The organism is Vibrio gangliei, from assembly GCF_026001925.1.
Taxonomy (GTDB): domain Bacteria; phylum Pseudomonadota; class Gammaproteobacteria; order Enterobacterales; family Vibrionaceae; genus Vibrio; species Vibrio gangliei.
Window position 1 is genome coordinate 45,014 of the sequence record NZ_AP021870.1, and the last position, 23,177, is coordinate 68,190.

General features: G+C 44.2%; 19 protein-coding genes. 15 read left to right on the forward strand and 4 right to left on the reverse strand.

Going from position 1 to position 23,177, the window contains the following annotated elements; genetic code table 11:
* The first annotated feature begins 194 nt into the window (after positions 1 to 194).
* On the forward strand, positions 195 to 1,061 hold the full coding sequence (locus tag Vgang_RS12225; protein ID WP_105901136.1) for a patatin-like phospholipase family protein: 867 nt from the start codon (positions 195 to 197) through the stop codon (positions 1,059 to 1,061).
* Positions 1,062 to 1,171: 110 nt separating this feature from the next.
* On the opposite strand, the gene gcvP is transcribed toward Vgang_RS12225, so the two are convergent.
* Positions 1,172 to 4,051 (reverse strand): aminomethyl-transferring glycine dehydrogenase, encoded by a 2,880-nt coding sequence (gcvP, locus tag Vgang_RS12230; RefSeq protein WP_105901137.1) that lies wholly within the window; start codon positions 4,049 to 4,051, stop codon positions 1,172 to 1,174.
* Positions 4,052 to 4,220: 169 nt separating this feature from the next.
* On the reverse strand, positions 4,221 to 4,601 hold the full coding sequence (gcvH, locus tag Vgang_RS12235) for a glycine cleavage system protein GcvH (protein ID WP_105901138.1): 381 nt from the start codon (positions 4,599 to 4,601) through the stop codon (positions 4,221 to 4,223).
* A gap of 466 nt (positions 4,602 to 5,067) precedes the next feature.
* On the opposite strand from gcvH, the gene Vgang_RS12240 reads away from it, so the two are divergent.
* The 11 genes from Vgang_RS12240 to Vgang_RS12290 all read left to right on the forward strand — a co-directional run bounded on the left by Vgang_RS12240 (position 5,068) and on the right by Vgang_RS12290 (position 17,860).
* Positions 5,068 to 5,673: a helix-turn-helix domain-containing protein gene (locus Vgang_RS12240; RefSeq protein ID WP_105901784.1), complete on the forward strand. Its 606-nt coding sequence runs from the start codon at positions 5,068 to 5,070 to the stop codon at positions 5,671 to 5,673.
* 239 nt (positions 5,674 to 5,912) lie between these two features.
* Positions 5,913 to 7,274 (forward strand): alanine/glycine:cation symporter family protein, encoded by a 1,362-nt coding sequence (locus Vgang_RS12245; protein ID WP_105901139.1) that lies wholly within the window; start codon positions 5,913 to 5,915, stop codon positions 7,272 to 7,274.
* 42 nt (positions 7,275 to 7,316) lie between these two features.
* A complete protein-coding gene (gene gcvT, locus Vgang_RS12250; RefSeq protein WP_105901140.1) occupies positions 7,317 to 8,450 on the forward strand; it encodes a glycine cleavage system aminomethyltransferase GcvT in 1,134 nt (377 codons plus the stop codon).
* 221 nt (positions 8,451 to 8,671) lie between these two features.
* Positions 8,672 to 11,542, forward strand: coding sequence for an alkaline phosphatase family protein (locus Vgang_RS12255; RefSeq protein WP_211293958.1), 2,871 nt, complete (start codon positions 8,672 to 8,674; stop codon positions 11,540 to 11,542).
* A 3-nt stretch (positions 11,543 to 11,545) separates the two neighbouring features.
* A complete protein-coding gene (locus Vgang_RS12260; RefSeq protein ID WP_105901142.1) occupies positions 11,546 to 12,127 on the forward strand; it encodes an AAA family ATPase in 582 nt (193 codons plus the stop codon).
* A gap of 831 nt (positions 12,128 to 12,958) precedes the next feature.
* On the forward strand, positions 12,959 to 13,234 hold the full coding sequence (gene hxsD / locus Vgang_RS12265; RefSeq protein ID WP_025559343.1) for a His-Xaa-Ser system protein HxsD: 276 nt from the start codon (positions 12,959 to 12,961) through the stop codon (positions 13,232 to 13,234).
* Entirely contained in the window at positions 13,231 to 14,628 is a 1,398-nt protein-coding gene (gene hxsB, locus Vgang_RS12270) for a His-Xaa-Ser system radical SAM maturase HxsB (protein ID WP_053316518.1), read from the forward strand. Before hxsD ends, hxsB begins: the two co-directional genes overlap by 4 nt.
* Positions 14,621 to 15,739 (forward strand): His-Xaa-Ser system radical SAM maturase HxsC, encoded by a 1,119-nt coding sequence (gene hxsC, locus Vgang_RS12275; RefSeq protein ID WP_170066813.1) that lies wholly within the window; start codon positions 14,621 to 14,623, stop codon positions 15,737 to 15,739. The genes hxsB and hxsC overlap by 8 nt, the downstream gene beginning before the upstream one ends.
* Positions 15,736 to 16,269 carry a His-Xaa-Ser repeat protein HxsA gene (hxsA, locus tag Vgang_RS12280; protein WP_011106271.1) on the forward strand — a complete coding sequence of 178 codons (534 nt, stop codon included), beginning with the start codon at positions 15,736 to 15,738 and terminating at the stop codon, positions 16,267 to 16,269. The genes hxsC and hxsA overlap by 4 nt, the downstream gene beginning before the upstream one ends.
* Positions 16,266 to 16,622: a TIGR03982 family His-Xaa-Ser system protein gene (locus Vgang_RS12285; protein WP_011106272.1), complete on the forward strand. Its 357-nt coding sequence runs from the start codon at positions 16,266 to 16,268 to the stop codon at positions 16,620 to 16,622. The genes hxsA and Vgang_RS12285 overlap by 4 nt, the downstream gene beginning before the upstream one ends.
* Positions 16,623 to 16,624: 2 nt before the next feature.
* The gene (locus Vgang_RS12290) at positions 16,625 to 17,860 is read left to right on the forward strand and encodes a His-Xaa-Ser system-associated MauG-like protein (RefSeq protein ID WP_105901144.1); all 1,236 of its coding nucleotides are present in this window, start codon (positions 16,625 to 16,627) and stop codon (positions 17,858 to 17,860) included.
* 234 nt (positions 17,861 to 18,094) lie between these two features.
* Here Vgang_RS12290 and Vgang_RS12295 read toward each other — a convergent pair whose 3' ends face one another.
* Entirely contained in the window at positions 18,095 to 18,613 is a 519-nt protein-coding gene (locus Vgang_RS12295; protein ID WP_105901145.1) for a cysteine hydrolase family protein, read from the reverse strand.
* Between the two features lie 118 nt (positions 18,614 to 18,731).
* On the opposite strand from Vgang_RS12295, the gene Vgang_RS12300 reads away from it, so the two are divergent.
* On the forward strand, positions 18,732 to 19,646 hold the full coding sequence (locus tag Vgang_RS12300; RefSeq protein WP_105901146.1) for a GlxA family transcriptional regulator: 915 nt from the start codon (positions 18,732 to 18,734) through the stop codon (positions 19,644 to 19,646).
* A 206-nt stretch (positions 19,647 to 19,852) separates the two neighbouring features.
* On the opposite strand, the gene Vgang_RS12305 is transcribed toward Vgang_RS12300, so the two are convergent.
* A complete protein-coding gene (locus tag Vgang_RS12305; RefSeq protein ID WP_105901147.1) occupies positions 19,853 to 21,193 on the reverse strand; it encodes an aminotransferase-like domain-containing protein in 1,341 nt (446 codons plus the stop codon).
* A gap of 161 nt (positions 21,194 to 21,354) precedes the next feature.
* Here Vgang_RS12305 and Vgang_RS12310 point away from each other — a divergent pair, with 161 nt between their 5' ends.
* A complete protein-coding gene (locus Vgang_RS12310) occupies positions 21,355 to 22,242 on the forward strand; it encodes an NAD(P)-dependent oxidoreductase (protein ID WP_105901148.1) in 888 nt (295 codons plus the stop codon).
* Between the two features lie 14 nt (positions 22,243 to 22,256).
* Positions 22,257 to 23,039, forward strand: coding sequence for a TSUP family transporter (locus Vgang_RS12315; protein WP_105901149.1), 783 nt, complete (start codon positions 22,257 to 22,259; stop codon positions 23,037 to 23,039).
* Positions 23,040 to 23,177: the final 138 nt, after the last annotated feature.

Below are 23,177 nucleotides of genomic sequence, written 5' to 3' on the forward strand. Positions count from 1 at the left end.
TTTTTGTTTCACCTGGCTATTAATAAGTTATTTGTTGTGATCGGAAAAGAGACACTGAGAATGATAAACAAGGTTCAATAGATTTTACCTATTGGTGATATCTGTAAAATATTCTGTTACATAATGAGCATTACCGTAAAATTCTGAGTAGATAACAGAAATAGGTGTTTATCTATGATTGGTTTTGTGAGGATATGGTGATGAAAAAAGCATTGGTGGTTGAAGGCGGGGCGATGAGAGGGATTTTCGCAAGTGGTGTTCTCGATAGCTTTTTAGCCCATGACTATAATCCCTTTGATTTTGTTATTGGTGTATCGGCAGGTGCATCGAATTTAGTTGGCTATTTAGCACAACAACCTGAGCGCAGTTTCCGTGTGATCACCGAGTTAGCGACTCGACGAGAGTTCTTTGATCCACTTCGTTTTCTTAAAGGAGGAAGCTTAGTGGATGTAAAGTGGTTGATTGATGAGTCTAACCACCAGTTTCCTATTGATAGCCACAAAACTTTCAACCAAACGCCTTTTTTTGCCGCTGCAACCAATATTGAAACAGGACGAGCCGATTACTATCAATTGACAGAAGATAATCAAGTTAAAATCTTAGAGGCTACGGCAGCTTTACCGATAGCCTATAAACAAACGCCTTGTTTCTCTGGTGAATGCTATACCGATGGTGGAGTGTCTGATTCCATTCCTGTTATTGAAGCTTATCGCCGTGGTGCTCGAGATATTACTGTTATTTTGTCTCACCCACTGAGTTATGAAATGCACCCTCCTAAAGTAAAGTGGTTTACTAAGAAGCTATTTGCGCGTCATCCTCATATTGCCCGCTCAATGCTGTTAAGAGCGAGGAACTATAATAGAACTCTTGATTTTATTCGTAATTTCCCTGACGACGCTGTAATAAGAGTAATTGCGCCACCTCCAAGTTTTTCAGTAAAGCGTTTGACGATGAAGAAGCAGATATTAGAAAGCGGTTATAAGATGGGATTAAAATCAGGATTACTGCATCTTACTCATCGCTCGATAAATATGAAAAGATCCGAGAATATGAAAGTTTAAGATTAGAAGACTTAAAGCCTCTTTAGTTTCCTTTTTAGCGTGTTTTCATTTTATAAACAAAAAAGCGAGCCCCTTACAGAGCTCGCTTTCTCATTTCAGCTTTCTAACCCTTACTGATAATTCTCAATACTTGGGCAAGAACATACTAGGTTACGGTCACCGTAGACGTTATCGACACGGTTGACGGTTGGCCAGTATTTAGCGGCTTTCGCTTGTGTCGATGGGAAGCAAGCCTCTTCGCGAGTGTATGGGCGATCCCATGTTTCACTCATCAAATCGACTTGAGTGTGTGGCGCGTTGACCAGTGGGTTGTTGTCGAGCGGCCATTCACCTTGCTGTACTTTGTCCATCTCTTGGCGAATCGCGATCATTGCGTCACAGAAGCGATCCAGTTCGGCTTTATCTTCTGATTCGGTTGGTTCCACCATCAGCGTGCCAGCAACTGGGAATGACATGGTTGGCGCGTGGAAACCGTAGTCCATTAAACGCTTGGCAATGTCTTCTTCGCTGATGCCTGTCGCCTCTTTGAGTGGGCGAATGTCGATAATACATTCATGCGCCACACGACCATTGTGACCACGGTAAAGTACCGGGTAGTGCGGACGTAAGCGTTCCATGATGTAGTTGGCGTTTAGAATAGCAACTTTGGTCGCTTCAGTCAGTCCTTGGCCACCCATCATAGTGATGTAAGCCCAAGAGATAGGCAGAATCGAGGCACTACCAAGATCGGCAGCAGAAACCGCATAGTCATTACCTTCTACACCATTTTCAATATGGCCTGGTAGGAAAGGCGCAAGGTGCGATTTCACCCCGATAGGACCCATGCCTGGGCCACCACCGCCGTGTGGAATACAGAACGTTTTGTGTAGGTTTAAGTGTGATACATCACCGCCAATCACGCCTGGGTTAGTTAAGCCAACTTGCGCGTTCATGTTTGCGCCATCGAGGTAAACTTGACCGCCAGCGGCATGCACCATGTCACACACTTTTTGCACTTGCTCTTCATAGACACCGTGAGTCGATGGGTAGGTGATCATAATGCTAGACAGGTTGCTGTGGTGCTTGTCGATTTTCGCGGCCAGATCTTGTAAGTCGATATTGCCGTATTCATCACACATCACCACAACGACTTTCATGGACACCATAGAGGCTGTCGCAGGGTTAGTGCCGTGCGCAGAGCTTGGGATCAAACACACATTACGGTGACCTTCGCCACGGCTTTGGTGGTAACGTTGAATCGCGATTAATCCTGCGTACTCACCGGATGCACCTGAGTTAGGTTGTAATGAAAATTCATCGTAGCCGGTGATTTCACACAATTGTTTTTTCAATGAATCCGCCAGTGCGCTGTAGCCTGCGGCTTGCTCCATTGGTGCGAATGGGTGGATGGAACCAAATTCTGGCCAAGTCACTGGGATCATCTCCGCAGCGGCGTTGAGCTTCATGGTACAGCTGCCCAGCGGGATCATGCCGTGCGTTAATGAGAAATCTTTGTTTTCCAGCTTTTTCAAATAACGCATCATTTGAGTTTCGCTACGATACGTATTGAATACTGGATGAGTTAAAAACTCAGAGCTGCGTTGGCAAGTCACAGGAATTGCGGCAAATTCGTTGGCTGCGATGTCGTTTGAATAAGTATCGACATTACCTTCAACAGAGAACACGGCAAACAGCGCTTCGATGTCTTCAGCCTTCGTAGTTTCATCTAGGCTGATACCAATTTGTGACGGCAGTTTGCGTAGGTTGATGCCAGCTTGTTGAGCCGCTTGGTATAAACGTTCGGTTTGCTCTTGGCTATCAATGCTGATGGTATCGAAGAACGTATCATGTACTAACTTGTGACCGGCGGATTTTAAGCCTGCTGCCAAAATAGCGGTAAAGTGATGAGTACGACGAGCAATGGTGCGTAAGCCTTCTGCGCCGTGATACACCGCGTAGAAAGATGCCATGTTGGCAAGTAGCGCCTGGGCGGTACAAATGTTCGAGGTCGCTTTTTCGCGGCGAATATGTTGCTCACGAGTTTGCATCGCCATGCGCAGTGCTTGGTTGCCTTTGCTATCAACCGACACGCCAATCACGCGACCTGGCATAGTACGCTTGTGTTTGTCTCGCGTTGCCATAAATGCCGCGTGTGGGCCACCGTAACCCATAGGTACGCCGAAACGTTGCGCCGAGCCAATCACGACATCTGCGCCCATTTCTCCAGCTGGTTTTAGTAGGGTAGAAGCAAGTAGGTCGGTTGCCACCGTCACCAGTGTTTTATTGGCTTGAGCCGCCGCGATGATATCAGTTAAATCACGCACTTCACCGGTCGTGCTTGGGTATTGCAATAGAGCGCCAAACACGTCTTGTTGCGGCAAGCTGTCGATATCGCCGACGATCACTTCAAAACCGATAAATTCTGCGCGTGTTTTGACCACTTCAATGGTTTGTGGGTGTACATCGTCAGCAACAAAGAATACGTTACTTTTGCTTTTGCCTGCACGTTGACACAGCGTCATCGCTTCACCGGCCGCCGTTGCTTCATCTAGAAGAGAAGCGTTCGCAATGTCCATGCCCGTTAGGTCAATCACCATTTGTTGATAGTTCAACAATGATTCCAAACGACCTTGTGAGATCTCTGGCTGATAAGGCGTGTAAGCGGTGTACCAACCTGGGTTTTCTAGCACATTGCGTAAGATGACGTTTGGCGTGAAAGTGTTGTAGTAACCTTGGCCAATGAAAGTGCGTTGCACCGTGTTCATGTTGGCGAAAGTTTTCATTTTAGCCAGCATATCCGCTTCGCTCATTGGTGCATCCAGTGCCATAGCATTATCTAAGCGAATTTTAGCTGGAACAGTTTGAGCAATAAGATCATCAAGGCTGGTGGCTTTGCTGTCGCTGAGCTCGTTGATGATGTCGAGCATCGCTTGTTGATCGGCGTGGCTCGGGCCATTGTGGCGGCCAATAAATTCTTGATTGTTGCTTAACTCATTGATTAGATTGGTCATAGTGTTACCTGAACTAAATGAAAAGCCAGCGAATGGCTGACTTTGTAGGCGGTGATAGGTTCTCGGGCGCTACGCTGCTCGTTTCCCGATACGATTGATTGACTAGAAGATCCGTCTTTTTCGAGTGACGAGAAGCAGAAGCGTAGCGACCTAGCGACGAGTAACGTTTTTAGTCTTCTTCAATACTCGCAAGATACTCTTCCGCATCTTGTAGATTATCCAGTTCAGATGGATCGTCGAGTTTCACTTTCACAATCCAACCGCCTTCGTATGACTCGCTGTTGATGAGTTCAGGGCTGTCTTCAAGCTCTTCGTTGATTTCAACAATTTCGCCAGTGACCGGAGCATAAATGTCTGACGCTGCTTTTACTGACTCAACCAGTGAAAAGCTGTCGCCTGCATCAATGGTGTCGCCGACTTCTGGTAGGTCAACAAACACTACATCGCCTAGCATTTCTTGTGCGTGCTCAGAAATACCAATGGTCACAGTGCCATCACCATTGTCACGAACCCACTCGTGGCTTTCAGTAAATTTTAGAGTCATGTCCATTCTGTTTACTCCTAAAAAGAGAAAGTTTGTTAATCAATGAGTTATTACGCAATCGTTTGCCTTTATGTTGAAAAACGAAAGCATTTTCCAGTTTAGTCATTGAGTGTGAAATACAAAAGAATCGCTCTAACATTTGCCGCTGCCATCAATAGGCTGGTAAACATTAGGCTCGGTGTGAAATGAGATGCCCCACGACACACCTTAATAAGATTCTCATAACATACTTTTCATAAGTTGATTATTCAACCAAAAGTTTCCTATAAGAAACAAGATTTCCATTTTTGTTATCTACCGCACCTTTTAGGAAATGGTTTCCCTTTAATCTGCCTTTTTGAATCGGTAATATGCAATAGCAAACGTTTGCTTGATGGTTTGAGTATGGAAACGACAATCATCCAATAAAAGAGCAACAATCATCAGGGATCAGGACGAAAGGAATCTACCAGTGAGCGCAGAGAATCAATTTATACCAACGCAATCCATCAGTTTTCAAACGGAAGACGCAGATCAATCGCTCACGCCACTCAATCTCGGTCAGCGTTTAAAAGACATCCGTTTGCAGATGGGGTTAACGCTGGAAGAAGCCAGTAAGCGTACAGGCTTGGCGCGTTCTACCTTATCTAAAATCGAAAATGAGCAGATTTCGCCCACTTTCCAAGCCCTGCAGAAGCTTGCCACTGGCTTAGATATGCCTATTCCTCAAATTTTTGAGCCACCTAAGCAAGCCAGTGCAGTTGGGCGTCGTGATATTACCCGCGCAGGAGAAGGCAAACCGCACCCGACCACAACGTATGAGCACGAACTGCTAGCAACCCAGCTATCGAATAAAAAGATGGTGCCGTTTAAAAGCCGAATTCGTTCGCGCAGTTTTGATGATTACCAAGAATGGATTCGCCACGATGGGGAAGAATTTTTACTTGTGTTGGAAGGTAAGGTTCGATTTTATTCTGAGTTTTATCAACCGGTGGAGCTGAAAGAAGGAGATAGCGTGTACTACGATGCCAGCATGGGTCACACGTTGATCTCTGTTAGTGAGGAAGATGCTCTGATTTTATGGGTTACAGCAAAATAATCCACTATTTAAAAACAGAATTGTTATTAATTTGTTATTGAAACGAGGCTTTTTTCACATTTTTGCAATTGTAACTAGGTGTGATGCTTTTTCATGCTTATGATGAAGTTATTCAGAACATGCTTCATGGAGTAGTTTTTGCATGTGTCTGGTTCTATTCATGTTTTGGCTAGGGTAAGCCTCAAGCTCTTAACATGGTTGAAGAGAAATCATAATGACAAAGGAAAAGGACTTCATATATGGAAGCATTAACCAATTTTGTTTCAGCGATTAATGGGGTGGTTTGGGGCGTCCCAATGTTGGTGATGATCTTAGGTGTCGGGCTATTTTTGATGCTCGGTTTGAGATTCATGCCAATTTTGAAACTGCCGCAAGGGTTCAAATTATTGTGGAGCGGGCGCAGCAGTTCTTCAGAAGGTGACATTACGCCTTTTAACGCATTGATGACCTCACTTTCAGCCACAATCGGTACAGGTAACATCGCCGGTGTTGCAACCGCGATCGCGTTAGGTGGCCCGGGTGCACTATTTTGGATGTGGTGCACCGCATTAGTGGGCATGGCGACTAAGTATTCAGAAGCTGTGTGCGCCGTGACTTACCGTGAAAAAGATGAAAACGGTAACTACGTTGGCGGCCCAATGTATTACATCAAAAACGGCCTATCGAAAAAGTGGGCTTGGCTAGGGACGTTATTTGCCATTTTCGGTGCGATTGCCGGCTTCGGTATTGGTAATGGGGTGCAAGCAAACTCAGTCGCCGATGCGCTAAACAGTAACTTTGGCATTTCACCGGTTGTCACAGGAATTGTATTGATGATTCTGGTTGGCCTGGTACTGGTCGGTGGTATTAAACGTATTTCCGATGTCGCGGGTAAGTTGGTGCCATTCATGGCGGTATTTTACATTGTTGCCGGTTTAGGTGTGGTATTGGCTAATATCACTGAAATCCCAGCCGCCTTTGCTTTGATCTTCGAAAGTGCATTTAGCCCAGTCGCGGCGCAAGGTGGTTTTGCGGGGGCAGCAGTGTGGGCAGCGATTCGTTTTGGTGTGGCGCGTGGTGTGTTCTCGAACGAAGCTGGTCTTGGTTCTGCGCCGATTGCGCACGCAGCAGCAAAAACGAAAAACCCAGTGAAACAAGGCCTGGTCGCCATGCTAGGTACGTTTATTGACACCATCATCGTGTGTTCAATAACCGGTTTTGCCATTATCTTGTCAGGCGAATGGGTATCTGGTGAAACGGGAGCGACATTAACATCAAGCGCATTCTCCAGCACCTTCTCATTCGGCCACATCATCGTCGCGATTGCACTGGCGATTTTTGCTTTCACCACTATTTTGGGCTGGAGCTTCTACTGCGAAAAATGTGTTCAGTTCCTATTCGGTGCCAAAGCGATTAAACCGTTCCGCATTGTGTGGGTGCTTGCTGTGCCTGTTGGTGCAATGAGTTCACTTAACTTTATTTGGCTACTGGCCGATACCATGAATGCCATGATGGCGATTCCTAACTTGATTGCCTTGGTATTACTCAGCCCTGTAGTGTTCAAACTAACCCGTGACTATTTCTCAGGAAAAGACGTCACAATCAAAGAAACAACGGAATAGTGCTTATTTCTGTTGTATAGGCGCGAGCCTGATGGAGGATAAATGACAGAACAATCGACTCAACCTTTGCTTAATACCCCGCTGTATGATGTTCATGTACAAGCGGGCGCAAAAATGGTGCCATTCGCTGGTTATAACATGCCAGTTCAGTATCCACTTGGCGTGAAAAAAGAGCACTTGCATACCCGTGATGCAGCCGGTCTTTTTGATGTTTCACACATGGGGCAACTGCGCCTAAAAGGTGAAGGTGCGGCGGCAGCATTAGAGGCATTAGTGCCAGTCGATATTATTGATCTGCCATCAGGCAAGCAGCGTTATGCGTTCTTTACTAACGAGCAAGGCGGCATCATGGACGATCTTATGGTCGCCAACCTAGGTGATCATTTGTTTGTGGTGGTCAACGCCGCTTGTAAGGCGCAAGACATTGCACATTTGCAAGCTAACTTACCACAAGGTGTTGAGCTTGAAGTGATTGACGATCGCGCTTTGCTCGCCTTGCAAGGCCCAAAAGCCGCTGAGGTGTTAGCGCGTTTCCAATCACAAGTGGCAGAGATGCTGTTTATGGACGTGCAAGTGATCGACATTGATGGCATTGAATGCATTGTCAGCCGCTCGGGTTACACAGGTGAAGATGGCTATGAAATTTCGGTTCCTAATCAACACGCTGCGGTACTTGCTAACAAGCTCACCGCGTGTGAAGAAGTGGAATGGATTGGTTTGGGCGCACGTGATTCATTGCGTTTAGAATGTGGCTTGTGTTTATATGGTCATGATCTTGATACCACCACCACGCCAGTGGAAGCGAGCCTGTTGTGGGCGATCAGCAAACCGCGTCGTGCAGATGGTGAGCGTGCTGGTGGCTTCCCTGGTGCCGACATCATCTTAAAGCAAATCGAAACCAAAGATGTGGTGCGTAAGCGTGTTGGCTTAGTGGGGCAAACCAAAGCGCCGGTGCGTGAAGGCTGCAAACTGTTTGATGCCAACGATAACGAAATCGGCATTGTTACTAGTGGCACAGCTGGCCCAACGGCGGGTAAACCCGTTTCCATGGCCTATGTGGCGACTGAGTTCGCCGCGATTGGCACGGAAATTTTCGCCGATGTCCGTGGTAAAAAATTGCCAATGACGGTCGAAAAAATGCCGTTTGTACCGCAACGTTATTATCGTGGTGTGTAATTGATAATTTACCCTGTCGGGTCAAGTTAGATAAATAATGAAACCTAAGCCAGTGACCTTAAATTAATAAGAGGTTCACTGGCTTTTTTATAGAGTTTCATTTTTTTGCTTAAATGTAGAGCGGTATTATAAAACCTAGGCAGCTTGTTTCATTTTAGAGTGTCATGATAAAGCGTGGTTTTTAGTGAAGATAAAAGTGAAGAAAAGGGATGAACGAAAGGATGCAAAAGAAATTTAATTATCTGGCGCTCTTAGCCGGATGTTATGGAATGTCATCGCCGAGCGTGCAAGCAGAGAGCATTGCTAAAATACCGGTTATTGCACCGATTTATTACAGCGGTGCTGTGATCAAAAACAATATCCTTGAGCATTTCACCACCACCACCGAATTGAGCCGAGATGTGGCGGTATTTACCATCGCAGGTATGAGTTTAGATGCGTACATTTTAACGTTGCCGCTCGATGCCAAAACCAAAAACAGAGTGATCGCTCGCCTTTCTAATCCCTTTTATAGCATCACTCTTGGGCACTTTTTGTATGTGTTTTATGATCAATACACTCAATCCGACAATAGCGACCAATTTAAACAATACCTAACGCAAAACTTCACGCCAGAGCAGCTTAAGCAATGGCAGCACTCGTTACTCGACTTTGAACCAATCGAACAGAAAGATATAGAAGCGCCAAAAGATTCAGAAGTTGAAAGACGCGAAGGCTTTGCAATGAATCGCCAGTTTTTCGCCATGTTGGTCAGTATTTATGATGAGCTATTCAATAACGATGAATGGGAGTTAGCACGAAATCTGCCCGATCATTATCAATACCTCACCACGTCCAAGAAAGATCAAGCCACGATTGAACACGTGCAAGCTTTGATTATGTCTGAACTCACCAAGTACGCCCAAACCATGCCTGCGGGTGATATGAAAGCGGCGATGGATGCCATTATTGAGGATGGGCAACCGCAAAACCGCGACAAAGTGAATAACAAAGCGCAAGCGCTGACCATCACTTTAATTGATTTCGTGCGCATGAATGTATTAAAGGCTTATCGTCAATATGTGCAACCAACACAAAGAGCTGAAACCTTTTCGAAATGGATGCAACAAAAGCTCGATGAGGATCCGCAACAACTGATCGATTATTTACAATCACGACAACAGCGCCCGCGAGCGGTACAAATTGTGGTCGATGGATTAAGCCAAGGTTTAATGGAAGGGTTAGTACAAGCGCCGAACAGTCCGTATCTGCGTCAAGTGGCGAAAGAAGATAACCTGTTGACGAGCATGAAATTACGCCAGCAATACGGTGAACCCGAGCATCTTCCAAAGCAGCAATTTCTTGATGTGTTACTTAAGCAAGGTGAGCCCAATCCTCACTATCTACCATTTTTCAAACAACTCTATGCGCAGCATGGTAATGGCATTGCCATTGGCGGCTTATCATCAACGCCCACTATTAGCGTTCGAAATCTTCCAATTGCTAAAACCGGTGCTGCGGTTTCTGGGCCGGGAGGAACGGGGATACCGAACTTTCATTTTGTCGATCGTACTCAAGACCGCGCCTATTATTTCTTTGGCAATGACGCGCTCCAACTTGAATCATTAACTCAAGCGCGAGGCATGAAAACCATGTTTGATCGTTTGAGCTATTTAAAAACCATCAATTGCAATGCGCAATATGACTGGAATGCGCAGCTCAGTTTTGATGCCTTAGTCAATCTAGGCTTAGGGGAAGCGATTCGTGATTTTGGCGAACAACGTTGCTTACTTGAATTACAAAAACGCGCGAAAGTTGAGCCGCAAGTGGGTGAAAAACGCCAGCAGTTGATTGAGGAAGTGCAAGCCTATCAAGCACTCAGCTCATGGCGTTTATTAACTAAGCTGACGCAAGAGCAAGTGATTGATAAGCATATTGAGGAACTGGCTCAATTAAATGAACAAGCCATGCCAGACTACCTACTCATGTATAACCCGTGGCCGGATCACTTTGCCCATTTTAAAGGTCCATTTGGTGATGAAATCATTAATCCGACTGGTGAGCTCAATCGCTTAGATTTTTGGTTAAGTAAGCTCGATGACACCTATCGTCAAGCAGGAATTTACCCTCAAACCTTGTGGGGCATGGCGGGCGATCATGGCCTTTCACCGGTTTATCACACCATTAGTCCCGAACATGCCGTCTTTGATCTATTGAAACAACAAGGCATCAAACTTAACATTTTGAAGATTTCTTCTGATGAAGGGGAAGGGCCGAAAATCACCAATGCGCTGAACTACCCGAGTAACAAAGGCGCTGATGTGGTGATTGCCTCGACCGCTGGTGGTAATTATATGATGGACTTTTTTAACTCCAAACGGGGCTGGAAAGTACAGCCTGTCTACCAAGAACTCACCGACTTTGTGCCTTTAGCCGGTGGAAAGAACATTGATATGGTTGATGAAATCGCATCTCGCTTACAAGAGTCACTGGATTATCTTGTGGTGAGAGAAACCGATTGTACGCCTGAATCGTGCGCGGTACGGGTTGTTGGTTATCGTCATGGTCAGTTGCGTCATGAAGTGATCCGTCGACAAGGCGATAAAATTTTCTACCAAGCGGTTGATGGCAAAGGGCAACCTGAATTATTATCGGTAGCTCAAACCAACCCTTACCAACCTCCTTTATCTTCCAAACAACAACAGCGTAAAGATCAGCTGTTGAATCAATGTCTATCTGATCAATCTCAAGCTCAGGCTTGCCGCGCATCTGAATGGCGAGAGCTGACCTCGATGACGCCAAGGCCCGATTCGGTGATGCAACTGGTGCATTTATACGAAGATGATCGCGCTGGCACCGTGAACTTATTTCCTAAAAATGGCTTTGGTTATAACACCTTAGTGCCAGGGCGTCATGCTGGCGAAACCTATTTAGAAAAAGATGCCTTTGTGGGATTTTGGGGTGAACCAATCGCACCTAAAACGCGACTAGGTACGGTCGATAATGGTTCTTTAGCGCCGACGTTATATCAATATCTCACCGGAGAGAAAGTCGAGGTAGGTAAAAATGGTTGGGGATATCCTTCTGTTTTGAATCAATTACAAAGTGATTAAATTATGTCCTCGTTATTTTATTATGTATTCACGGGTGGGCCAGGTTCGGGCAAATCATCGGTGATCAGTGAGCTTAAACGCTTAGGGTATGTTTGTGCGCCAGAATCGGGGCGCGCTGTGATCAAGCAGCAAATGGCGGACGGCGGCGAAGCCTTACCTTGGGTGGATAAAGTGAAATTTAGAGACGCGATGCTAGAGGAAGATAAACGTCTGTATCAGCATTATTCACACCTAAATGAGCCCGTGTTTTTTGACCGCGGCATAATGGATAGTTACGGTTATTCAAAACTCGAGAGCTTGCCAATTTCCGCTGAACTTATGCATTGCTGCAAAACATATCGTTATGCAAAGCAAGTTTTCATCTTCCCGCCATGGCAGGAAATTTATGTGAATGATAGTGAAAGAAAACAAGATTTTTCGACAGCAATCGCTACCTATGAAATGATGAAGCAAGTGTATCAAGAACTCGGTTATGACTTGGTGGAAGTACCGAAGGCTTCCGTTCAAGATAGGGTGCAGTTTGTTTTGGCTCGAGTAACGAACCCCATCCAACTTCCCCTTATATCGACTTCTTCTGCCAAGTGACTTCATCTATCAAGGGGAAGAGCTGAACTTTGCCGCATTTAGTTTCAATGCTTATCCAAAATTCACCGCATATTATTAGCCGTCATTCCCGCCGAGCCAAGGCGAGAGCAGGAATTTACTGACCACGCTCTGAATATAGAAAACCTTGAACTGCTGCCTTTTCAATACATGCGGCTAAACAGAAAGCGCGTTCGAACAACTTCCTCCCTTTGCCAGTGAAAATAACTTGGCAGTAATATTTAAAGCCAAGGGAGGGCTGGGGAGGGTTGATGTGGGTAACTTGTTTTTGCCCCAAAATGATTTTGAGCTAGGAGCATCAGCGAAGTACTGTCGACAGACTGACCTATTTTTCCTAATGGCTAACATTAACATGTTCTAAGCAAAGTAGATGGGGTATACGGAATGCCAAGTAAGGGCTCTGAAAGACATATATTTTCGTTCGATGGTGGTAATAAGCTCACAATATTGGCGGCTCTTAATGTCGGCAAATGTTTTGTAAGGAGTGATGTCGACCTCCATCATGGAAGCAATCTTTAGATCTCTAGGCTCGGGGACGACTTTCAATCAGACATCTAAACCGTGGCGAAGTAAGGTGATGAGTAGAGAGCTGTTGTTGTTCTTACAAAAAGCATTGCAACTATTTCTTTTGAATCAAATCAATGTACTTATGCCTCAAAACTAAATAACGCCCCCCCTCTCAAATGCGACCACCATCATAACCACAAAATGCATATGGTGCTATATTTTCACTTTACATAATAGTTTTGCACTCCTTTAGCGACGAACTCAACGTGCCTTTTGTGGGAGCAAATCCAATTAAAAGGTGTGTACATGTTAATTCATCAATTAGAAAAAAGTACTTTCTCAGAGTCGGTTGTCCGGCATGCTTTGTATTGGATGTCGCCTTTAACCACCTGGAAGCTAGCAGATGAAGACACACGGTGGACCGTCCATTTTTCTTCCCAAGATGAGGATATCATTCTGGAATTCGAACGCCTGTTGAATGACTATCTGCTTCGAGAAAAATTATCAAAAAAAACCAGTAGTTATCTGGAGGGTATTTCCGCAGCTGTTCTTAGCTCCGTTGAGAAGAAGCTATCGAAATGAACGTACTCCCTTTTAACTTCGAGTTTCTTGACTCTGATATTGCGTTATTAACGAATCAGGCCGGGTTTCATGCGTACTTAAGCAGAATGGAACTCAATTCGCTGATAGATAAAAACTCCACCGATGATGCTGTCATCGATGAGTTGCTTGAAAGAAAGCTCTTTATTTGTGATGACGAATACAAATCTGCTTCGGTTGGCTCTCTCGCTTCGGGTATGTCAAAACGCTTAATGTCGGCGCTCAACTTCAATCCCATATTTATGATTGTGCCAACGCTAAGATGTGATCACACATGCCATTATTGCCAGGTGAGCCGAGCCTCTGTCAAAGCAAGTAACTACGATCTAGATCCAGACTTGATTCCCCTTTTGCTCCAAAGAATCCGTTCCCTCGGAAATGCTCCATACAAGCTGGAAATTCAGGGGGGCGAGCCTCTTTTAAGGTTTGATCTCGTTCAAAAGATCTATCAGGAGGCGGTTTCTAACCTGGGTGTCGACCAGTTTGAGATAGTAATTGCAACGAGCCTTTCTCTACTGAACGATGACGTTTTGACATGGAGTGAAGACAAACCTATTAATTTCTCAACTTCACTCGATGGAGGGGCGTTCACACATAACTCCAATCGAGTATTGAAGGGTGGAAATTCCTTTGAACTGGTGAAACAAGGCGTTGAAAAAATTAGACGTAGGTTAGGTCCGGATAGAGTTGCTACCGTTACCACCGTAACCGAGGCGTTGTTGCAAAAGCCTGAAGATATCGTCGACGCGCATAGTGATCTTGGATTTTCCGACATGTTTGTTCGCCCGATAAGCCCTTACGGTTTTGCCAATAAAGGGAATGCAAAGACGTACGATATTAAGGCGTTCATGGCTTTTTATGAACAACTCTTGAAGGTCTTAAACCGAAAGCGACTCGCGGGGGAAAGAATCATCGAACATTCTGCATTGATTCACCTTAGAAGAATATTTAATGCGGATTACAGTGGATACGCAGACCTAAAATCTCCGAGCGGCCTAATCCTAAACTGTATCATGTTCAATTATGATGGTCGTATATATGGAAGCGATGAGGCTCGGATGCTTCAAAAGACCAACCCCGATATCGATTTTTCACTTGGAACCATTCAAGAGCCAGTCATCGAGTCAAACAGTCTGTACAAATCAATATTGTCTCAGTCTTTTATTTCTGTTCATCCGGGATGTGCCTCCTGTGCATACCAACCGTTTTGTGGCTCAGACCCTTGTCAAAACATTAGTGTTTTTGGAGAACCAATCGGCGATAAGAGCCTTTCTCGATTTTGTCAGTATCACAAAGCAATGTTCACATTAATTCTTAACCATCTATACGCAGAAGACGGCATTGGTGAGATGCTTAAGGAGTGGTTACATGAGTAACGTCATTCGACCCGATACATTCTCGTTGGAAGAAGACGGATTTTCGACCTCTGGTTTTTATCAAATCCGCAAAGATAAAGGAACGAGCGACAGTCGTTACTTAGAACAGGTCTTCCTTGCAAAGGAGCAACAAGCGCACCTGAATTCTGCTAGTGACGATTTTGTTGGTGTTATCACTCATTCGACATTACATAATTCTGTAGATGATGGCGATGTGGTTAACATAAACCAGTTTGGACAGTTGCGGGTTATTTTGTCGCGAAGAGTCAATCACAACACACTGCTTGTAACCGAGCGCTGCAATAACCTTTGCTTATTTTGTTCGCAACCTCCACGAGAGGAAAGGGATGACTGGTTGTTGTCATACGGAGCGCTCGCTCTAGCCGCATTTGGGTTTGATGGTGATGTTGGTATTAGTGGTGGGGAGCCACTATTGTACGGTGATGCTTTTATCAAATTTCTGGAGTTTGTCTCAGACCATGCTCCCAACACTCGTTTACATGTCCTGACCAATGGGCGGGCATTTTCAGATTCAGAATTTACTGGACAGCTGGCTTTGATGGCTAGTCGCCTCGATATCACCTTCGGTATTCCTCTCTATTCGGTGAGAGGCCGAATTCATGATCATCTAGTTGGAAGAGATGGCGCGTTTTCACAAACGGTCGTTGGGATGATTAACGCTGGAAACTCAGGCATTAAGATGGAAGTGCGCTTCATTCCGACTCAACACAACGCTAGCGAGTTACCACAAGTTGCCGAATACGTTGCTCGTGTTTTTTCTGGTGTTGTGCAGTTGTCGATAATGAACCTGGAAGCGACTGGTTGGGCTAAAAGAAACTGGTCAGCGCTAAAGTGTGCTCCAGAAGATTATGAAGACGCCCTGATAAAGGGCCTGTTGACTGCTGAAATGGCCGGGTTAAATCCGACGCTGTTTAATTTTCCACTTTGTCATTTACCTTCTTCAATCAGGTCGTACGCTGTCAAATCTATATCAGACTGGAAGAACTACTACCCTAGTGAGTGTTCAGATTGCCAATTAAAAGACAGTTGTGGAGGTTATTTTTCATCGTCTCGTGGAAAGTATCATGCATCACCAAGGAGAATAATATGAAAAGGAATTTCAATCTAGCTGCCTTACTACCAGGTTTCTTCGCGTTAAACTCAGGTGCCAACGCAGGTACTGCAGCACCGGAGGAGCTCGATGTTAAAGATGAATTGTTACTAGACAAGGTTGTGTTAGCGCCACTAAATGAGGCTATTCCCCTATACATCGCTGCGCATCGGAGCCACAGTAGCCACAGAAGTCATAGTTCCCATCGGTCGTCCGCGGGGTCGACCTATAGTGCTCCAGTTAAAAAGCAAAAATCCCAACCTCTTACTCAACCTTCTACCCCGAGTTATACAGCGCCTGCAACCAAACGACCAGTATCTACTGCAGAGGAATTAGAAAAACGTAAGGAGCTTATCATCCGCGTTCAGTTCGCACTCTATACAAGTGGTTACTACAAGGGAATCATAGATGGGATTATGGGCAAGCAAACTCGTAAAGCATTAAATGCCTATCGAGTGGACAACAATATACCTGTTTCGCAAACCCTTGATACGGTGACATTGAATTCACTAGGGATTATTGCGCGATGAAGCGTGTTTTTTACTTCATTATTTCACTGTGTTGTATCGCCTGGATAGGAATCTATGTGGTTTCACCCGTGTTTGCATACTTCTATTATAAAAATCAGTTTATGGAGCAAACCGCTGAGTGTTCTCTGGCGATGGATGAGACTTGGTATATTGAGCAATTGGAATCAAACACATTGAACCAAACAGCAAAAGTACATTTATTGGCGTGCCACGAATATGACAAAACTCGGAAGATCATGCTTGCAATGCGAGTACCAGAGTCTGTACTTGGTTACCTTGGACTGGAGGCAATAGAGCTGCACCAACGCTCTATTGAACCATTGATAGAGCAACATAGGTTTAGGGAGAGGTAAATGTGAAAGCCTGGCTTCTTGTTATGTTTGCGTCATTCCAGGTTAGCGCTATGTCTCTGGATGAGACATTAAGGGTGGCTATTCAAGCGTTTGAGCTTGAAGGGAATGTTTGTTCAAAGCCGTTGGTGAAAGAACCTTCGTATTTGGCAGATGTGGGCAAAGTGGTATTTGAACGCCCTGTGTTGAGTGGGGATAAGGATACTGCTTGTGCTAATTGCCATCTTGATAACAAGGCACTCACTGATGGGCTACCTTTAGCGATTGGTGTTGGAGGGATAGGTGAAGGTGAGGAGAGGTTAGCTAGTGATGGCGCAGTTGTGCCGCGTAACGCTTTTACTCTTTTTGCTCGGGGTGATAGCCGATTCAATACGTTCTTTTGGGATGGTAAGGTTCAAGCTATTGACGGAAAGATTTTTTCACCCGTTGGCGAGGGGAGATCGTTGGGCTTTGATTCTGCGCTCGCTGTTGCGGCAGTTTTACCACTGTTGGCTCGTGACGAGTTTCTCGGGACCAGTAAACGATTCAATACCAATCGGCATGTCGACCTAGTTGAGTCACAATACTATGCTGACAAGGTGCCTGCTCAAAATACCTTCATTCAAGAAAGGCTACTCGAAAAAAATGATCCTGATGTTCGAATGCTGCTGGCCGCAATGGAATCTGCCAACATACCTCAGGCAGACCTGACGTTACCTTTGGTTGGTAATGCATTGGCAAGCTTCATAAGGCAGAAGATCAGTGAGGAGTGTACGCCTTCAGCTTGGGAACAATACATAAATGGCGATACGTCTGCATTGTCAGAAGTGCAAAAACGCGGTGCCATACTTTTTTATGGTAAGGCGCGTTGTGCTTCTTGTCATTCTGGGGACTTAATGAGTGATATGTCGTTTCATTCAATTGGTGTTCCTCAGGGAAATCAAGGCCCCCACATGTTTGGACAAGATTTTGGTCGAGCACTGGTGACTCTGGACAACAGTGATAGATATGCGTTTAGAACGCCTTCATTGGTAGCGGTATCTAAAACGGCTCCATATGGACATAATGGTATTTTTCCTACATTGAAAGGGGTGGTTAAGCATCATATCAGTCCCATTTTCTACTATCGGGATCCGACAGTCTCCGATCAAATGATTCTCGATAATAATGAATCGCTGGACAGACGCAGTGACATGCTACGCTGGATTAGAGTGGATGAAAGTGAGCTTAGTCAGTTGCTGACATTTCTGGATGCCCTGTAGAGCTAGGTTGTTATAGGAATTACTTGCTTGGTGTAAATGATAGGAACTGCTAACGCTTAACTCCAGAATGCAAAGGTTTTTAGGAGAGCGGCATCTGGTAACAGGTGTTGCCTATCCGACAGAATTGTTTCATTCGGCACCTTCTAGCACGAAAGTGCCCCATTGTGAGTAGAGGCGAAACCTCACTAGAAAATGATACCTGTGAGGTTTCAATACATTTTCTAATGACTATTTCTATAATACTTCGGAAAACGTTACTAGAGGTACGCGAGGTGATGCTGCATTCAACGCAATTTTATGAATCATCGCATCTGTAGTTGTGCAACAGTCTTCAATAATTGACACTTTATATTTTTCTGCTTTCTTTGATATAGCAGTATGCGTAACGCAATTTTGTGTCATCATCCCGCATATCAGTAACTCATCAATATCAAACTTTTCCAGTGATTTCTCTAAATGAGTTTGATAAAAGCTATCTGCATGCTGTTTCTGTATGACATCTGCATTAGGGCATATCGCGATTATTTCTGGGTGGATATTCGCTCCTTCACTACCTTTTTTAAAGAAAGGTGCCATTCCCTTAGGAGCCGAAGATACGTGTTGGATAAGAAAGACTGGAATATGCTGTTGGTTAGCTTTAGCAATTAATTCTTTAATGTTTATCAGGATCTTATCTGTATTCCATAATGGGAATTTACCTTTAGGGAAGTAATCATTTTGTATATCAATTATAAGTAATGCAGTTTTGTTCATTTTTGATTTCCTTTTGTTTTAACTTTTTGTTCAGGAAAATTATGAGCAACTTGCTGTAGTCTTTTTAGTGGTTAAAATGACATAAAAAGGGCAAAAACCGACACGCGTATAGAGTCGTATGAAAAAAATATCCATTGGAATTTGTGAGTATCCTTCTGTATTGAAGTCTGCGGTTTATGGTCTTGAAGAATTGTTTTTACTAGCAAGCAGAGTTTGTCGAGAGCAAGGTATTGATGTTTTGTTTGAGCCAATCATTATCCCACATACTGATCTGATAGAAGATAGTTTTACAGTTGTTATATTACCGCCAGCTTCAATTGATTATTATTACTTAGCACCTGAAGCCAAACATATTGAATGGCTTAGAAAGCAATATTCCAAAGGTACAGTTCTATCATCTGCTTGCGCGGGGGTATTTATTTTGGCGGCAACGAACTTGCTTGGGAAAAGAGAAGTGACAACCCATTGGGCGTTAGCAGAAACATTTACCAGAATGTTTACGGAGATTCCTCTTAACAGCAATAAGATATTGATCGATCACGGTGACATAGTGACGGCGGGCGGTATGATGTCGTGGCTGGATCTCGGGTTTGAACTGGTCTCTAAATATTCTTCTCCCAGGGTTGTTCGCCAACTTGGTAAAACACTTGTTATCGACACCGTGCAGAGAGAACAGAGCTATTATCAACAATTCAAACCATCGTTCGCTCATGGTGATATGGTGATTGTTTCGGTTCAACAAATAATGCATCAAGGTCATATGGAACCGTTATCGATACATCAGTTAGCGAAGCAAGTAAACCTTACTGAACGTACTATGCAAAGACGGTTCCTAAAGGCTACGGGTTACAATCCAAATCAGTATTTGCAGCGTCTCAGAATACAGAATGCATGTGACTACCTGGAAAGTACAAAACACTCATTTGAATGGATAGCCAACCAAGTTGGTTACGAAGATATCAGTGCATGTCGAAAGGCCTTTATCAATATTGTTGGATTAACACCACGCGAGTTTCGAAAGAGGTTTTCCTGATTCAGATGTTCCAGATTTAAATTCAGCTTTTTATGGCTAAATTGATTTTGCCCTGTTTATTGTTCATCGGGTTCCTCGAACAGACTGCATAAGAGGATCACCTAACAAACTTTAGTAATGCTACAAGGCGAATGCTTTTTGGATTACTGTTCAAACCTCATGTACAACCATTGAGGCTCTCTTTGCTAAATCCACCTATCTACTGACTAAAATGGGAACAAAGTATTTACTTTTGAATCCAAGAGAGATTTCAACTTATTAAGCCCTTCGCGTAGCCTCGCTTCAGTGCTGACTGACATTAATGAAAGACGGATATGACCCGCTTCTATGCCATTTACATCAAAATAGCTGCCACTGCTGACAAGGATATTTTGATTTTTAGCTTGTTGAACTAGGTGCTCTGCTTTCCATTGTTCTGGTAAAGGCAACCAGATGTGATATCCAGTGGATCTGCATTGAATCGTTGGGATGATCTCGCGAGCCATTAACTGCCTTTCTTGAGCAGTGCTACGTTGAGAGTTTGCTAATTCAAATGCTTCCCCTGTTTCTATCATGTGGGTTGCAGCGCTAAAGTTGATGGGAGATGGAAGCCAGATAGTCGCTCGTATATGGGCATTTAGCAGAGCAATCTGGCTATCGGGCGCTTTGATATAGCCACATCTCATAGCTGGACTGATTGCTTTCGAAAGTGCCGATATATGAAAAGAGAGTTCTGGAATAAAGTTACTGATAGTGGGTATTGGCTTCTCATCAAGAAAACAGTAAATGTCATCTTCAACAAGCCATATGTTATGTTGACGAATAACCTTAGCGACCTCTTCCCGGCGAAATTCAGGCATGGTGATTCCGGTTGGGTTCTGGTGTGATGGAACGATAATGACCAGTTTAGGTTTGTGCTCTGCAATAACCGCGTCTAAAGCGTCCGGAGATACCCCATATTCATCCATCGGAACACCCACGATATTACGCTCAGAAAGATTGGCTATAGCAAAAATACCAGGGTAAGTAAGAGACTCTACAGCGATGGTATCGCCAGGTTTCGTCATAGCGTCGATGAGTAGAGAGAGCGCATGTTGTGCGCCACTGGTCAGAATTGTATTGTTGGCATTCCCGCCTTCCAAACCATAGTGCTCAGCCCAAGTCACTCCAGCTTGACGATGGGTTTCATGCCCTGAATGCTCAACATAGCCGATCAGCTCCGATGTTATTTTATTCGCTGTAGACTGGTAAGCCCGTTGAAGTGAATCAACATTTTTATGCAGACAAGGCTGAAGAATAGAAAAATTATAATCGTCACTATGCTCCGGTGCCTGGATCGCTTTACCCAAATCAGACCTTTCACATACATAGGTTCCCCGACCTACGTGTGATTCAATTCTCCCTTTATCTGCAAGTAGGTTGTAGGCTTTGGCGACGGTCGCTGGTGTCGTTTCCAGTTCATCGGCAAGCACTCTGTGAGTCGGTAGCTTTGAGTTAGGTTTATATTCCCCCGTTTCAATTCGACTCTCGATGATGTTGGCAATTTTGACAAACTTGGCGTTGCTCACTGGCGCTCCTACAGATACTTCAATGACTCTCACAGATTGTTACCTAGTTTAATTCATTTGAAAAATTATAAACATAAGTAAATTAACCGCATTGACATATGTCAATATGATCAATTAAGGTATTTCAATGTAATAAGCATCGTCAGTAAAAAGGGAACAATATGAATAATTCAAATAACATTTCAAAAGTCGCTTTCATTGGTTTGGGTGTAATGGGATATCCAATGGCAGGACATCTTTCAAATCGTGGCTTTGACGTTACTGTCTATAACCGTACGACTTCAAAGGCTCAAAATTGGGCAACTGAATATGCGGGTAAGTCTGTGGTTACACCATCAGAAGCGTCTGAGGGAGCCGATGTTGTTGCTCTCTGTGTCGGAAATGATGATGACGTTCGAAGTGTCGTATATGGTGATACTGGTGTACTTAACAGTATGTGTGCAGGTTCGGTATTGCTCGACCACACAACAACATCAGCAGAGCTGGCCGAGGAACTTGCTTCTAAGTGTGCGGAGAAAGGCATACATTTCATTGACGCTCCAGTGTCAGGTGGCCAGGCAGGCGCTGAGAATGGCGTGTTAACCATCATGTGTGGTGGAGAAAAAGACGTTTTTGAAGCTATTTCTCCAGTACTCTCAAGTTATTCAAATCAAGTCGTTCTGCTGGGTGACAACGGTCAGGGGCAGAGATGCAAGATGGTTAATCAGATATGTATTGCTGGGGTTTTAAAAGGACTCAGTGAAGCGGTGCTTCTTGCCCAGAAATCAGGTCTGAACATAGAGCAGGTTGTTGATGTGTTAAAACATGGAGCAGCAGGATCATGGCAGATGGAAAACCGTGCAGTCACTATGTCTGAGAACAAGTTTGACTTTGGGTTTGCAATTGACTGGATGCGCAAAGACCTCAGGTTTTGTCTTAACGAAGCAGAAAAAAATGGGTTATCTCTTCCTCTTACTGAAGAAATTGATCGTCAGTACCTCTCTTTGCAAGAAAGAGGATTTGGTCGTCTTGATACTTCTGTGCTGATAAAAGCATGTGGAAATGAATAGTCGGAGAGATAGCGATGGAATGGTTAGGAAATGATATTACGCTTTTAATACTAGTGGCATTAATGGTATCAGCCTTTGCGGCTGGTTTCATTGACTCAGTAGCAGGCGGTGGAGGATTAATCTTAGTCCCATCTTTTATCCTTGCTGGATTGCCACCTCAATTAGCTCTTGGACAAGAAAAAATTGTCAGCACATTAGGTACTATCGCAGCAATACGTAATTTTATACGAAATAAAAAAGTAATTTGGACTGCCGTGGCAACAGGTATCCCAGCCGGCCTCATCGGTGCGTACGCGGGTGCACAAGCTATTCTCTACTTTGATCCCGATACTATCGGTAAAATCATTCTCTTTATGCTCCCTTTCGGAATAATTTTATCGTTCATTCCGAAGAAGAATCGCAATGAAGATAACTCTGCTCCAATTAATAAAACAGTCATTTTATTTGGCGTTCCAACTGCTGTACTTGTAATTGGTTTCTATGACGGATTCTTTGGTCCTGGTACCGGTAGCTTTCTAATTCTGGCGTTACACTACTTACTTAGGTTCGATTTAGTTTCAGCATCAGCGACTTCCAAGTTGTTTAACTTTTCCTCTAACATCGGCGCATTATTCGCCTTCATGATTGCAGGTAACGTCTTATATATGCTGGCAATGCCTTTAGTAGCAATGAATTTACTTGGGAACCATGTTGGTAGCTCATCAGCAATGAAGTATGGCGCCAAACTGATTCAACGAACCATTTCAGTATCACTCAGTCTGCTGATGATATCGCTGGGTTATAAATTCCTGATTTAAAAACGAGCCAACAAAATTTATACGATAGAACTCTCATCCAATGCGGATGAGAGTTCTAGTATTAATCTATGCTATCTGAACCACACTTTCAGCAGAGACTATGGGGTTTCCCATACCTGATTTAATCCGTATTTTGCT

Bases quoted from the DNA above. Each gene is read 5' to 3' on its own strand.
- Vgang_RS12225 (WP_105901136.1), top strand. From the start codon at position 195: ATGGTGATGAAAAAAGCATTGGTGGTTGAAGGCGGGGCGATGAGAGGG.
- gcvP (WP_105901137.1), bottom strand. From the start codon at position 4,051: ATGACCAATCTAATCAATGAGTTAAGCAACAATCAAGAATTTATTGGC.
- gcvH (WP_105901138.1), bottom strand. From the start codon at position 4,601: ATGGACATGACTCTAAAATTTACTGAAAGCCACGAGTGGGTTCGTGAC.
- Vgang_RS12245 (WP_105901139.1), top strand. From the start codon at position 5,913: ATGGAAGCATTAACCAATTTTGTTTCAGCGATTAATGGGGTGGTTTGG.
- gcvT (WP_105901140.1), top strand. From the start codon at position 7,317: ATGACAGAACAATCGACTCAACCTTTGCTTAATACCCCGCTGTATGAT.
- Vgang_RS12255 (WP_211293958.1), top strand. From the start codon at position 8,672: ATGCAAAAGAAATTTAATTATCTGGCGCTCTTAGCCGGATGTTATGGA.
- Vgang_RS12260 (WP_105901142.1), top strand. From the start codon at position 11,546: ATGTCCTCGTTATTTTATTATGTATTCACGGGTGGGCCAGGTTCGGGC.
- hxsD (WP_025559343.1), top strand. From the start codon at position 12,959: ATGTTAATTCATCAATTAGAAAAAAGTACTTTCTCAGAGTCGGTTGTC.
- hxsB (WP_053316518.1), top strand. From the start codon at position 13,231: ATGAACGTACTCCCTTTTAACTTCGAGTTTCTTGACTCTGATATTGCG.
- hxsC (WP_170066813.1), top strand. From the start codon at position 14,621: ATGAGTAACGTCATTCGACCCGATACATTCTCGTTGGAAGAAGACGGA.
- hxsA (WP_011106271.1), top strand. From the start codon at position 15,736: ATGAAAAGGAATTTCAATCTAGCTGCCTTACTACCAGGTTTCTTCGCG.
- Vgang_RS12285 (WP_011106272.1), top strand. From the start codon at position 16,266: ATGAAGCGTGTTTTTTACTTCATTATTTCACTGTGTTGTATCGCCTGG.
- Vgang_RS12295 (WP_105901145.1), bottom strand. From the start codon at position 18,613: ATGAACAAAACTGCATTACTTATAATTGATATACAAAATGATTACTTC.
- Vgang_RS12300 (WP_105901146.1), top strand. From the start codon at position 18,732: ATGAAAAAAATATCCATTGGAATTTGTGAGTATCCTTCTGTATTGAAG.
- Vgang_RS12310 (WP_105901148.1), top strand. From the start codon at position 21,355: ATGAATAATTCAAATAACATTTCAAAAGTCGCTTTCATTGGTTTGGGT.
- Vgang_RS12315 (WP_105901149.1), top strand. From the start codon at position 22,257: ATGGAATGGTTAGGAAATGATATTACGCTTTTAATACTAGTGGCATTA.